The 12,715-nt window shown below is 60.5% G+C and carries 12 protein-coding genes; 2 read left to right on the plus strand and 10 right to left on the minus strand.

The window, feature by feature from the left end; genetic code table 11:
* Positions 1 to 77 precede the first annotated feature (77 nt).
* The 7 genes from valS to F1563_RS13745 all read right to left on the minus strand — a co-directional run bounded on the left by valS (position 78) and on the right by F1563_RS13745 (position 7,785).
* Positions 78 to 2,690, minus strand: a complete 2,613-nt coding sequence (gene valS / locus F1563_RS11895) for a valine--tRNA ligase (RefSeq protein WP_002527070.1) — start codon at positions 2,688 to 2,690, stop codon at positions 78 to 80.
* A gap of 139 nt (positions 2,691 to 2,829) precedes the next feature.
* On the minus strand, positions 2,830 to 3,624 hold the full coding sequence (locus tag F1563_RS11900) for a DsbA family protein (RefSeq protein WP_002527069.1): 795 nt from the start codon (positions 3,622 to 3,624) through the stop codon (positions 2,830 to 2,832).
* A 91-nt stretch (positions 3,625 to 3,715) separates the two neighbouring features.
* Positions 3,716 to 4,219 (minus strand): DoxX family protein, encoded by a 504-nt coding sequence (locus F1563_RS11905; RefSeq protein WP_002527068.1) that lies wholly within the window; start codon positions 4,217 to 4,219, stop codon positions 3,716 to 3,718.
* 143 nt (positions 4,220 to 4,362) lie between these two features.
* Positions 4,363 to 5,097, minus strand: coding sequence for a 6-phosphogluconolactonase (pgl, locus tag F1563_RS11910; protein ID WP_002527067.1), 735 nt, complete (start codon positions 5,095 to 5,097; stop codon positions 4,363 to 4,365).
* Positions 5,094 to 6,026, minus strand: a complete 933-nt coding sequence (locus tag F1563_RS11915; protein ID WP_002527066.1) for a glucose-6-phosphate dehydrogenase assembly protein OpcA — start codon at positions 6,024 to 6,026, stop codon at positions 5,094 to 5,096. The genes pgl and F1563_RS11915 overlap by 4 nt, the downstream gene beginning before the upstream one ends.
* A gap of 9 nt (positions 6,027 to 6,035) precedes the next feature.
* Positions 6,036 to 7,610, minus strand: a complete 1,575-nt coding sequence (gene zwf / locus F1563_RS11920) for a glucose-6-phosphate dehydrogenase (protein WP_007433556.1) — start codon at positions 7,608 to 7,610, stop codon at positions 6,036 to 6,038.
* A gap of 1 nt (position 7,611) precedes the next feature.
* Entirely contained in the window at positions 7,612 to 7,785 is a 174-nt protein-coding gene (locus tag F1563_RS13745; RefSeq protein WP_002527064.1) for a hypothetical protein, read from the minus strand.
* Here F1563_RS13745 and F1563_RS11925 point away from each other — a divergent pair.
* Together F1563_RS11925 and F1563_RS11930 are read left to right on the plus strand one after the other, a co-directional pair.
* Positions 7,739 to 8,848 carry a heme o synthase gene (locus F1563_RS11925; RefSeq protein ID WP_227432014.1) on the plus strand — a complete coding sequence of 370 codons (1,110 nt, stop codon included), beginning with the start codon at positions 7,739 to 7,741 and terminating at the stop codon, positions 8,846 to 8,848. The genes F1563_RS13745 and F1563_RS11925 overlap by 47 nt on opposite strands.
* A 103-nt stretch (positions 8,849 to 8,951) precedes the next feature.
* Entirely contained in the window at positions 8,952 to 10,247 is a 1,296-nt protein-coding gene (locus tag F1563_RS11930; RefSeq protein ID WP_002527062.1) for a cytochrome P450, read from the plus strand.
* Between the two features lie 71 nt (positions 10,248 to 10,318).
* On the opposite strand, the gene F1563_RS11935 is transcribed toward F1563_RS11930, so the two are convergent.
* The 3 genes from F1563_RS11935 to F1563_RS11945 are packed head-to-tail and all read right to left on the minus strand — an operon-like array spanning position 10,319 to position 12,697.
* Positions 10,319 to 11,200 (minus strand): COX15/CtaA family protein, encoded by an 882-nt coding sequence (locus F1563_RS11935; protein WP_002533797.1) that lies wholly within the window; start codon positions 11,198 to 11,200, stop codon positions 10,319 to 10,321.
* Positions 11,197 to 11,988 carry an ABC transporter permease gene (locus F1563_RS11940; RefSeq protein WP_172623708.1) on the minus strand — a complete coding sequence of 264 codons (792 nt, stop codon included), beginning with the start codon at positions 11,986 to 11,988 and terminating at the stop codon, positions 11,197 to 11,199. The genes F1563_RS11935 and F1563_RS11940 overlap by 4 nt, the downstream gene beginning before the upstream one ends.
* On the minus strand, positions 11,963 to 12,697 hold the full coding sequence (locus F1563_RS11945) for an ABC transporter ATP-binding protein (RefSeq protein WP_166806777.1): 735 nt from the start codon (positions 12,695 to 12,697) through the stop codon (positions 11,963 to 11,965). Before F1563_RS11945 ends, F1563_RS11940 begins: the two co-directional genes overlap by 26 nt.
* Positions 12,698 to 12,715 lie beyond the last annotated feature (18 nt).

The following is a 12,715-nucleotide window of genomic DNA, read 5'->3' on the forward strand; positions in this document are numbered from 1 at the left end:
CACAGCGACGGTCAGCCCCTTCCCCGTAATTCCGGGATGTTTACTGGTTCCGGAATGAATCAGGAATTGTGATTCCCTCACTTCGTGGGTTTGGCTGGCGGCTCACCCAGCTTGGCCTCCAGGGTCAACTTGTCTCCCTCGGCGCGGAAGGCGAAGGACTCGGTTCTGGAGACTTTGGCCAGGTCGGACTCGACGGCCCTGAGGTTGTCGATGACCGAGGCTGGGGCACTGATACGAGCCAAGAGAATAGGGGTACGCATAGGAAGCTTATGGGTCGACTTCACGCCGCGAAGCTCGACCAGGGCAGCTGAGATGTCGCTCATGAGATCGGCGTCACCGGCGGCGGGAACCTCGTCGGGATTCGGCCACGTGCTGGTATGCACTGAGCCGTTCTTCCACCAACTCCAGACCTCCTCGGTGACGAAGGGCAGGAATGGCGCAAAGAGGCGAAGCATGACGTCGAGGCCCAGACGTAGGGCTGTCCGGGCGCTGAGCGCACCGGCGTCGTCGATGCCCCCGGAGTTGTATGCACGCTCTTTGACCAGCTCGAGGTAGTCGTCACAGAAGGTCCAGAAGAATTGCTCAGAAACTTCCAGGGCAGCGGTGTAATTGAACTTGTCGAATGCCTCGGTTGCCTCGACGATGACCTGGCGCAGCCCGGCAAGCATCGCCAGGTCGGCCGGGTTGGTGATGTCGCAGACCTGGCCGCCTTCGCCAAATCCGAGGACGAACTTCGAGGCATTGAGGATCTTCATAGCTAGTCGGCGTCCGACCTTCATCTGGGCCTTGTCGAATGGGGAGTCCATGCCCGGACGAGCCATAGCGGCTCGCCAGCGCACGGCGTCGGCACCAAACTGATCAATGATTTCGGTCGGAACGACGGTGTTGCCCTTTGACTTGCTCATTTTCTTGCGGTTCGGGTCAGTGACAAACCCGGAGATCGCGGCGCGTTTCCACGGCAGTACACCATTCTCCAGATGCGCCCGCACCACGCGGGAAAATACCCAGGTGCGGATAATGTCGTGGGCCTCGGGAGCGAAATCCATGGGGAACGTCTTGGCGAATAGATCGGCGTCACGCTCCCAGCCGGTGACGATCTGGGGAGTTAGGGACGATGTTGCCCAGGTGTCCATGACGTCCGGGTCGCCAATGAATCCGCCGGCGACACCGCGCTGAGACTCTTGGTAGCCGGCTGGCGGCTGGGAGGCCGGATCCACTGGGAGGGCGGATTCATCGGGTAGCAATGGGCGGTCGTAGTCCGGCTCGCCGTTGGCGTCCAGCGGGTACCACACCGGGAAGGGAACGCCGAAGAAGCGCTGACGGCTGATGAGCCAGTCGCCGTTGAGCCCCTCGACCCAGTTCTCGTAGCGGTGACGCATGTGTCCGGGAACCCACTTGAGCTCTCGGCCACGTTCCAGTAGAGCGTCGCGCAACTCAGTGTCACGACCGCCATTGCGGATGTACCACTGCCGCGTGCCAATAATCTCCAGTGGCTTATCGCCTTTCTCGTAGAAGTTGGCCTTGCGTTGGGTGGGCTTGGGCTCACCGTCCATCTCGCCGGATTCCACGAGGGCTTCGACGACGAGCTTGCGGGCGGTAAAGGTGGTCGTACCCGCGATCGCCTCGTACTTATCGGCCGACCCGGCGTCGGTGATCCATTGCGGGGTTTCCGACAGGATGCGACCGTCACGGCCGATGATGGTGCGGGTGGGCAGTTGCAGTTCACGCCACCATGCGACGTCGGTGAGGTCACCGAAGGTGCAGCACATGGCGATGCCGGCCCCCTTGTCCATCTCGGCGGACGGATGAGCCAACACCGGCACCTCAACCCCGTACAACGGGGTGGTGACGGTGGTGCCGAAGAGGTGCTGGTAGCGCTCGTCGTCGGGGTGAGCGATGAGGGCGCAGCAGGCGGCCAGTAGCTCGGGTCGGGTCGTCTCGATGAAGATGTCCTCACCGTTGGGGCGGTGGAAGCCCAGACGGTGGTAGGCGCCGGGATAGTCGCGGGCTTCGAGTTCGGCCTGAGCTACGGCGGTGGAGAAGGTAACGTCCCACAGGGTGGGGGCATCAGACAGGTATGCCTCGCCACGGGCGTGATTACGTAGGAAGGCCAGCTGGGCTATCCGCTGCGACTCCGGCGAAATCGTGGTGTATAGCTGATTCCAGTCGACGGACAGACCAACCGAGCGCCACAAGTCCTGGAAGGCTTTCTCATCGACGGCGGTCAACTCGACGCACAGCTCAACAAAGTTACGACGGCTGATCGGCACCTGACGCTTCGGATCCGGCTTGGCTGGCGGAGTGAACTTGGGGTCGTACGGCAGCGAGGGATCGCAGCGCACGCCATAGTAGTTCTGCACGCGGCGCTCAGTCGGAAGACCATTGTCGTCCCAACCCATCGGATAAAAGACCTTCTTACCGCACATCCGCTGATAGCGCGCAACGGTGTCGGTATGGGTGTAGGAGAAGACGTGCCCGGGGTGCAGGTGACCGGAGACGGTGGGCGGCGGGGTATCGATCGAGAACACCTGCTCCCGCGAGTTAACCGTGGTGGCGTCGAAGGCGTAAAGCTGCTCGTCCTCCCAAACTTTGCTCCACTTTTCCTCCAGACCTTCGAGGGCTGGTTTATCGGGTACGACACCGCGCGTCGGAGGTATGGCGGATGAGGGGGCAGAAGTCTGTGAGGTCATATTCCAAACTCTAGTGTTCGATTCGGACAGGTCACCAGACGAACGGTGTTCGCTAGTCGCCTTGAAGAATGAGACGAGGAGCCTTGGGCGTGCTGGGGCTCTCGATCACGATGGATACTGGGGAATTAATGCTCCTATGTCAGTGGGCCTTCTTAATGGCCTGGAGCAACTCGTTCGCGGAAGGAACGGACTGGAAGTTCTGCCAGCCCTGCCATGGCTTTCCGTTGACGAAGAAGGCCGGGGTGCTGGCACTGCCAAACTTCTGCAATTCCTGCAGTCCCTTGTCGTTGGCATTCTTGACGAACTGTTCGGTCTGTTTGTTGTCGTAGATGTGCTGGAATGTGGTGAGGTTTTTGCCAGTGATACCGGCCTCTTCGGCGAAGGTTTTGCGTAGCTGGTCGTCGGTGTAGCCAACACCTTCCTCGGGTTGGTGGCGGTAAACGACGTCGTGGTAGGCCTCGTACTTACCCACGACGTCAGCGGCGGCAGCGGCCATCGCGGCGCGGGTGGAGGAATCGTTCTGCATATTCTGGTCGAGGAAGGTCATGGTGTGGTATTGCAACCTGATCTCCCCCTTCGCCGACAGTTCATTGAACTGTTTGCCGAGTGTATCCTCGGCGTTCTTACAAGCGGGGCACTGGTAGTCCTGGAACACCGTGACGGTCGGGACATCCTTCTTCGCCTTGTTGGGGTTGAGGGTGTAGACCCCGTCTGTGGTGGCCGAGGGTGGCGTGATCTGGCCAGTGGTGGGCACGTCGTTGGATTTGTGGTTTAGCCCGAGGACGACTGCGATGACCCCCACCGCGATGATGATGACGCCTGCAACGACGCCAATGATCCGACGGCGTTTGCGGGCAGTCTCCTGGGCCTGTTGCTGTGCACGCAGTGCGGCTCGACGCGACGTGCTGGAGGTCGTGGCTTTCTTATCAGCCATCGGGTTCCCCTTCGTACAAGTATTGAGTGCTAGATGTGTCAGATTGTGATCGTAACCGGTCGGTAATTAAACCGTGGCACCGGGCTCTGACTCAACTAGCCAACCAACGGTCCACTGAGAGGATGGACTGCGGGCGAATTATCAGCCATACTCCGCAGAGGGCCAAGCCGAAGTCACGCAGAATGTCGAGTATGTAGGTGTGCATGGTGTGAGGCCACGACTGAGCTATGGGGCCCCCATTTCCGAAGCAGCCGCAGTCCAGTGTGATGTGGCGTACCCACACTGACGCTATTCCGGTGATGAAGACGACCATTGCCACTGTACCGAGCAGGGCCGTCCATCTAGTTGCTACACCGCAAATCAATAGCAGCCCGACGATGGTCTCAAGGATCGGCATCATCCAACCGACGATAGGGGCAAGGTCCCAGGGCACGATCTGATAGGTACGTACTGACCAGATTGTGGAGTCTATGTCGGTGGCTTTGATAACTCCCGCAACGAGCAGAGTGCCACCAAGGATAAAACGGGCCGCCAGGCCTACCCAGTCGCGCACTTTGACGGAGCGCGACGATGGTTGAGAGTCCATAGCTGCCATCTTAGTCGGGTTTCGCCATGGTAAGTGATATGTCATCCACAATGTGGATGAGTTGTCACTGGAGGCTCTGACAATCGGTTGCCCGGTCGTCCGTATGAGATCGGCGCCAGGACCACGACCATCGTGACGCTAATCACGTGGCATCACAGCGAGCAGTTGTACCTCGGCAGGCCGATTGAGGCGTCATGGTCGACCATCCAACTCGTCTCGATAGTGCCATTGGCCCAGGTCGCTGGTAAGGACTCGTCTCCAGCAAACACTTTCTCTACAGCGTCGGCTTTCTCGAGGCCACTGACAAGAAACCAGACCCGTTTAGATCGGTTGATGACGGGCATCGTCACTGAGAGGCGATCCGGCGGAGGCTTAGGAGCATCCGTGACGCCAACGGCCAGCGCTGCCGCCGTGGGGTTGAAGGATGGATGACCCGGGAAGAGGGAGGCGACGTGGCCGTCGGTCCCCATCCCCAGCAAACAAATGTCGAACACGACGTCGCCGAGCTCCTGGGCGTAGGAATAGGCGGCCTCGTCGGGATCGGCTTTACCGTCGGCGGCGGGCATGACGTGGGTCTTTGAGGGGTCGAGGCGGAGGGCTGACGACAACAGGGGCAGGGCTTGCAGGGAATTGCGGTCAGGATGGCCGGTGGGGACGAATCGGTCGTCGCCCCACCAGACGTGCAACTGGTCTGGACGAATCTTGGCGCATTCGGGAATGTCTCCCATCGCGGCATAGACGATATTGGCGATCCGCCCGCCAGTTAGGCACAGGTCGATACGTTCCTGCTCGGCCTGAACTCTGACGATGGTTTGGACTAGTCGGTGGGCAACCCCCTCAGCCAGTCTCTGGGCGGACTGGTACCGCATGAGGCGTCGGCTCGTCATGACCCATCCTCATCACTTGTCGACGAAATGCGGTCCGCCCCATCGTGAATTTCAGCCATGACAGTGGTGAAGGCATCGTCGGGGCCGAGCCGTCGAAGTTCCTCACCGATGAGCATTTGTACATTGCGGCGGTCCAAGGCCACTCCGCGCGCCGGCTCTCCCGGGATCCGGTAGACGGCATACCTGCCACTGCGGCGACGAATCTCGATGTCACCACCGGCTGTCGCCATGATGATGGCAGAAATGCCGGGCGCATCAGATGCCGCCCGTTCGACCTGGACGCCGAGACGCAGTCCCAGCCAGGCTGCCAGCAGCATCGCCGGCGCATTATCGGCGGCTGACTCCACTCGGGCGAACTTGACGGTCACGGGGTGCTGGTCCAAAGCGGCTGCGGCTAGGGCTCTCCAGCCAGTGGTGCGAGCCCAACATAGGTCGGAGTCACCTTCGGTGAGGTGAGCTGCACGACGGGTGAGGGCTTTGCACGGATCTTTATCAGCTGCTGAATCGGTGATGCGACGGTCTGCGAGGGCTCCGATGGGGTCGGAGGCGAGGTCGTCAGGGCCGGAAAACGGCCACCATGCGATGACGGGGGAGTCCGGCAGTAGCAGCGGGAGGATGACTGAGGCAGGACGTTTCGCCATGGCCCCGGAGAGCCGCAGCACAATGACATCCCCGGGAGTGCCTTCACCGGCGTGCACCTCGGCGTCGAGCTTGTCTTTGCGGGAACGCGTCGTCACAACCATGAGGAGGCGTGACGGATGCTGTCGGGCGGCATCTCTGGCCGCGTCGAAGGCAGCATCGAAGTGGGAGGAGTCGCAGATGCAGATGAGGGTATGGACCAACCCAGACCCCGAACCTACGGTGCGACGAGCCTCCACAATGGCCGCACCAATCGTCGAGGCGGTGGTGTCGCTGAGCGTGACGATCATGTCTCCTCCTCAAGGCCTGCGCCAGACAAACCCGTCGCGGGCAATCATCTCGTCAGCCTCTGACGGTCCCCAGCTACCGGCTGGATATTCGCACGGGGGAGTGTCAGACTCGGCCCAGAAATCCAGCACCGGGTCGAGGATCTTCCAAGCCAATTCGACCTCTTCATGCTGGGGAAACAGTGGCGGGTCGCCTAGGAGAACATCGAGAATGAGCCTCTCGTAGGCTTCCGGGCTGGCCTCGGTGAAGGAGGATCCATATGCGAAGTCCATCGTAACGTCGCGAAGTTCCATCTGGGTGCCTGGCACTTTGGCGCCGAACCTTAGAGTCACTCCCTCATCAGGCTGGATACGAAGTACGAGGGCGTTAGTGCCGAGGGCAGCGGTGTCTGAAAAGGGTAGGTGCGGGGCGCGCTGCAGGTTCATGGCGACCTCGGTGACTCGTCGAGGCATCCGTTTGGCAGTGCGTAGGTAGAACGGAACTCCAGCCCAGCGTCGATTGTCGACGGTTAGCCGCACAGCGGCATAGGTTTCGGTATGGGAGCGAGGATCGACGCCGTCTTCCTCAAGGTAGCCGCGCACCCTTTCGCCCCCTTGGCGGCCAGCCACATATTGGCCGTGGCAGGTCTGGGCGGACATGTCGTCAGGCGGTTGAATTGCGGCTAAAACCTTGGTTTTCTCTGCGCGCAACTGCTCGGCGCCAAAACTCGTCGGCTCCTCCATGGCGGTCAGCGCCATGAGCTGAAGCAGGTGGTTCTGGATGACATCGCGGGCGGCACCGATGCCGTCGTAATAACCGGCACGACCAGCGATTCCGATGTCTTCTGCCATGGTGATCTGGACGTGAGAGACGTAGTGGTTATTCCAAATCGGTTCGAAAATCTGGTTGGCGAACCGGAATGCCATGATGTTCTGGACAGTCTCCTTGCCTAGGTAATGGTCAATGCGAAAGACCGACTCCGGGCTGAACGCGCTACTGATGATCTCATCGAGATCGCGGGCACTTTCCAGATCGTGTCCGAAGGGTTTCTCAATGACAACCCTGCTCCAATGGGAGGAGTCGTGGCTGGTCATGCCATGGCGTTTGAGCTGGCTAACGACCGCCTCAAAAGACCTCGGCGGGATCGAGAGGTAGAAGGCATGATTGCCGCCAGTGCCTCGTTCCTCGTCAAGTTCGCGGATGGTGTCGGCTAATCTCTCAAAAGCGTCGTTGTCGTCGAATTCACCCCGGACGAACCGAATGCCTTCGAGCAGTTGCTCCCAGACCTCCTCGCGAAAGGGGGTACGGGCATGCTCAGCTACGGCGTCGTGAACAACCTTGGCGAAGTCCTCGTCCTCCCAATCTCGACGAGCGAAACCCACCAGGCCAAAACCTGGTGGGAGTAGACCACGGTTCGCCAGATCGTAAACAGCTGGCATGAGTTTTTTACGTGAAAGGTCACCGGTGACTCCAAACATGACCAGAACGCATGGCCCGGCGATCCGTAGCAATCTGCGATCTGAGGGGTCCCGCAATGGGTTGACGCGGTCGCCACGCAGCCCGCTGGTCGCTCTGGTGGTGCTCCCTGGAGCGTCTTGACCTGCCACCTCACCCGTCCTTCCTGGAGATGTCGTGCGGATCCGTCATCCCACCTGCCCAACGGTAGCCGGTCGATCCACCAGCGATCGTGTTCAGCGACGGGCTGACGACGAGATCCTCCATCGGAAGGTTGGTGATGAGGACATCGGCAACCAAAAAGCCTAAAATTGAAACGGTAACCATTCGCGGCGCTCCTCACTTCACGGATGTGCCGTGCCCAGCAGTGGTCACAGCACCTTTCTTGATTTCGAAGGACACCGTGAGCAACCAGACGACGCACGTGACGACGGCGCCAGCCTCTCACCGTCCCGACTCCGTCGAGATCAAGGTGGAGCAGAAGCAAAATCGTACCCGATTGTCGACTCGTGACGTGGTGGGCGCCTACGTCGCCCTGACTAAACCGCGTATCATCGAGTTACTCCTGGTGACAACCCTACCGGTGATGTTCCTGGCCTCCCACGGTGTGCCGAAGCTCGGTCTAGCAGTTGCGACGATGTTGGGTGGACTTTTCGCTGCTGCCAGTGCGAACGTCTTTAACTGTGTCATTGACGTCGATATTGACGAGAAGATGCGTCGAACCCGCCGCCGTCCTCTTCCGCGTCATCAGGTGCCGCGTCGCGGCGCCTTTATCTATGGAATCGCGCTAGGGATAATTGCTACTATCATCCTGGGATTAGGCGCGAACTGGTTGTCAGCCGGGCTGGCGTTGGTTGCCAATCTGTTTTACGTTTTCGTGTATTCGATGCTGCTCAAGCGCCGTACCTGGCAGAACACTATTTGGGGCGGTATTGCGGGATGTTTCCCACCCCTCATTGGTTGGACCGCTGTCACCGGACGCGTGGGATGGGAGCCATTGGTGCTTTTTCTCATCGTGTTCTGGTGGACTCCGCCGCATACCTGGGCACTGTCTTTCCGGTATCGCGAGGACTACAAGGCCGCCGGCGTGCCCATGCTCCCGGTGGTAAGGGAGGCCCCAGAGGTCGCCGTCCAGATCCTCGTCTACACCGTTGCCACGGTAGCAACATCCCTGGTGTTGTGGCCGGTGGCCCACACGGGGTGGATCTACGGTGTCGTCGCGGTACTCGCTGGGGCCGTCTTTATCGTGGAGGCAGTCCAATTGCTGCGTCGCGCCAATGCCGGCTTGCGTGACGTCGTACTCAAATCAATGCGTTTATTCCATTGGTCGAATACTTATCTGTCGTTGCTCTTTTTGGCTATTGCGGTTGATCCGCTCATTCATCTGTGATTGCTACCTGAGAAGTCTGTTTAGCACCGTCATGCCACGGCGTCAGGTAACGTCGACGTCAGCGACGCTGCTGTGACCGAACGGCAAGATCCGAGGAGCATTCATGACCACCATGTCAACCATTCGATCGGCCCTAGGGGCGAAGGTCGACCAGGCAGCCAAGCTGCTGGCGGACGGTTACCTATTTCAGGAGAGGCTGAGGGCGTCAAAGGGTCGTAAGGCTAGCGACGGATGCCCCCTCGACTTCACCTTCATGGGTAAGCCCGCCACCCTAGTTCGCGGCAGCAAGGGGATCGATCTCTTCTACGACACCAAGCGGGTGAAGCGTGAGCAGGCGATGCCACTGCCGGTGCGCGGTCCGCTTTTCGGCGCAGGTGCTATTCACGGCACCGACGACGACGTCCACCTGGCCCGCAAGGCCAACTTCGTCAAGGTGGTATACGACGATGCCCAGGTCGAGCGCTTCAAGCCGATTATTGAGGACGAGCTGCGCAAAATGGTCCAGACCTGGAGCCGTCGCACCGGCAATGTTTACCAGGACACGGTGGTGGCATACGGACGCGCCGCGCTCAAGTGGGCTGGGGTTCCCGGGAGTGATGCCGACCTTGATCCGTGGGCTGAGCGTCTTGGCCAGATCGTCGAGGGATTCGGGCACATGCCCGCCGGACACGCCCTGGCTTGGGTGAATCGTGCCCGTTGCGACAAATGGGCCGCGAACCTCATCGACAAGCAGCGCAGCGGCGAGATCAACGCGCCCGAAGGCACCGCGCTGTGTGAGTGGGCGCGTTTCCGTGGCACTGACGGCGACCTCCTTGACGCCAAGCTGGCCGGTATCGAGTTGCAGAACTCCACCCGTCCGGCCATCGCGGTGAGCCGGTTCGCGGCCTTCGCAGCGCGATACCTGGTGCTGTACCCGCAATACCGTGATGACATCGCAGCAGAGGTGGAGTCTTCTGGGACCCTGGTCGACAATGAGCACGCGATTGCCTTTGCCCAGGAAGTTCGTCGTATCAGCCCCTTCGTGCCTATGCTACCGGCTTTCGCCCGCGACGACTTCGAGTGGGATGGTCACCAGATCAAAGAAGGCCAACGTGTCATCATCGACGTCCTGGGTACCAACACCGATCCGAGCGAGTGGGAGGAGCCGCTGCGCTTCAAGCCGGAACGTTTCCTGGGGGTCGATAACGCCGAGACCATTAAAGCGTTCATCCCGCAAGGTGGTGGCGACGTTGCTACCGGCCACCGCTGTCCAGGAGAGAAGATAGCTGTCACAGAACTTGCCGCTATCGTCTCGGCGCTGTGTCAGCCCGGGATCAGCATCGATCCAGGCGATCTCGATTACGATCCGACCATGATGCCAACAAGGCCGCGTAGCGGTGGTCGCGTGCATCGCGGCTGACACCACTGATGGGGCGGGTCGGGGCATGGCCTCAATCCGCCTTGTCGTCTACTGCCCGTCGTCGTGAACGCTCAAAATTGCCGGTTGAGCACGGGGGAGGGAGTAGGACGCACACTGCACCACAGGGCCCCAACTGTCGCCGCTGCCAAAGAGACGCCAACCATGTGCCAGATAACCAGCCATGGGTTGAGGTGAGCGAAATATTGCGAGTACCCGATGATAGCCTGATACGTTTCGACGGCCACCAAAAAGATGCTCCAGCGACGCATCATGGCTAGATGACGGGTCGTGGCGATGATCAGGCAGGCGATCGTCAGAGCTGCCGTGATCCACACCGAGATGCCGTGCAGCCGGGCGACGGTTTCAATGTTGAACCCGGTGCGTGCCGAGTCCGAGTCGCCGGCATTAGGCCCCGACCCCGTCACCACCGTTCCCAGCCACATGACCACACACATCATTGCCACGGTGGCTCGCACCAGGCCCATCGTGAGTCCGTCAACGGCTTCGCTGGAATGAGGACCGGCCAGCCAGATCATCTTGACGTCGACAAGGATAATCGCCACCGACAGCAGCAGGTGCAGGGCCACCACGAAGGGATTGAGGCCCATCCGCACGGAGATGCCGCCGATGACGGCCTGGAGAGCAATTGAGACCAGGTTGATCCAGGACAGAGCCATGATTTGGGCTTTGGCCTTGACCCGGTAGCAGCGGACGAGAACCCCAATAGCCACCGCTACAAGCACGAAGGTCAGGAGCCGGTTACCGAACTCAACGAAGGAATGGATTCCCATTTCCTCGTGCGGGGTGAACGATCCGGCGGTGCAGTGAGGCCAGGTGTTGCAACCCAGGCCTGATCCAGTCAGACGCACCACTGCACCAGTAACGATGATGCCCATATTGGTAACGAGAGCTGCGATGCACCAACCGTACAGACGACGATCCCGGGCAGTCATGAGATCCACGTGAACACCTTTCGTGCCAACAATCCGAGCAAAAACGCCCAGACTGCCAGGCTTACTAGCGGCCACCACAGAGGTTGTCCAACTCCCCAGGCGCGCAGCGACTCTCCGAGAGCAGCGGTAGGTAGGGCAGCGACGACGGGGCGAGTGGCCTTCGGGTAATCCGCTAGCGGCCACACCACGGCACCAGCAACCAGACCGACGATGTATACCAGGTTTGCCAATCCGAGAGTGACTTCAGCTTTGAGGGAGCCAGCCATGGCGAGGGCTGCGAGTCCGAATGCCAGCATCGCGAGGATGACGCTCACCAGGGACGGTAGCCAGGCTAGGGCGGAACCATGGGGGCGCCAGCCTAACGTCAAGGAGACGATGACGAGCAGTATCACCTGAGCGAGGCTGATGACGGAATATGCCATGGCCTTGCCAGCCAGCAGACCCGACCGACCCAACGGGGTTGCGGACAATCGTTCGAGCACTCCGTAACGGCGCTCAAAGCCGGTCATGATCGCCTGGGAGGTGAAACATGTTGACCAGATGGCGAGAGCCAATACTGAGGGTGCCAAAACGTCCATCGTCAGTCCGACCCGGCTACCAAGGAAGCGTCCGGCAACGACGATCCCGATAGGAATGACGAGGGCCAGTAGTAGCTGTTCCCCGTTGCGTATGACCAGGCGCACCTCCGTAAGGGCATGGTTGCGCACGCGTGCAGCAGCCGGTGCGGCCTGAGGCGCGGGGCGGAGATCAAGTGTCGTCATGTCAGTTCCTCCCTGCGGCGCGGTCACTGGTGTGGGTGAGGAACACATCTTCCAAACTCGACTCAGCGGTCAGCTCCGGCACAGTCCCATGGGCTGCGACCCTGCCGCGATCGACGATCCAGACGTGATCAGCCAGCCGCTGGGCTTCGTCCATATTATGGGTAGTGAGTACGACGGAGACCCCGTCGTGACGCATTTGCTCGACGGTCTCCCACGTGTGGTGGCGGGCGTGAGGATCCATCCCCGATGTCGGTTCATCAAGGAATACCAGTTGGGGACGGCCTACTAGGGCGGCGGCGAGGTTGACAGCCTGCTGTTGACCACCGGAGAGGCGTCGATAGGTGATGCGCGCGAACGGCGTAATCGCGAGCGCCTCGATGAGAAGGTCCGGGTCAATGGGATTGGCGTGCAGACCAGCCATATAGTGCAGTAGCTCGCCGGCTCGGATGCCGCTCCACGCGCCGGCGCTCTGAGGCATGAGCCCAGTTGCGGCGGCGGCCTCGGGACTGCCTGGGGCATGGCCGAGTACGTCGATGTGTCCAGAATCGGGGGAGATGAGAGACGTGCAGCAGCGCATCATCGTCGTCTTACCCGCGCCATTGGGACCCAGCACAGCGGTGATAGCGCCGGTGGCGGCGGTCAGGTTCAGCCCATCGAGGGCAGTGACACGACCAAAGGTGACCCTCACGTCCTCCAGAAGCAAGGCTTGTGTTGGAACGTGAGGGTCCAGAGTCAAAGGGGTTTCCGGCACGAC

This window comes from Cutibacterium modestum, assembly GCF_008326345.1.
Lineage (GTDB): Bacteria > Actinomycetota > Actinomycetes > Propionibacteriales > Propionibacteriaceae > Cutibacterium > Cutibacterium modestum.

Coding starts and splice junctions, on each gene's coding strand:
- valS (WP_002527070.1), bottom strand. CDS start 2,690: ATGACCTCACAGACTTCTGCCCCCTCATCCGCCATACCTCCGACGCGC.
- F1563_RS11900 (WP_002527069.1), bottom strand. CDS start 3,624: ATGGCTGATAAGAAAGCCACGACCTCCAGCACGTCGCGTCGAGCCGCA.
- F1563_RS11905 (WP_002527068.1), bottom strand. CDS start 4,219: ATGGCAGCTATGGACTCTCAACCATCGTCGCGCTCCGTCAAAGTGCGC.
- pgl (WP_002527067.1), bottom strand. CDS start 5,097: ATGACGAGCCGACGCCTCATGCGGTACCAGTCCGCCCAGAGACTGGCT.
- F1563_RS11915 (WP_002527066.1), bottom strand. CDS start 6,026: ATGATCGTCACGCTCAGCGACACCACCGCCTCGACGATTGGTGCGGCC.
- F1563_RS11925 (WP_227432014.1), top strand. CDS start 7,739: ATGAGGACATCGGCAACCAAAAAGCCTAAAATTGAAACGGTAACCATT.
- F1563_RS13745 (WP_002527064.1), bottom strand. CDS start 7,785: ATGGTTACCGTTTCAATTTTAGGCTTTTTGGTTGCCGATGTCCTCATC.
- F1563_RS11930 (WP_002527062.1), top strand. CDS start 8,952: ATGACCACCATGTCAACCATTCGATCGGCCCTAGGGGCGAAGGTCGAC.
- F1563_RS11935 (WP_002533797.1), bottom strand. CDS start 11,200: ATGACTGCCCGGGATCGTCGTCTGTACGGTTGGTGCATCGCAGCTCTC.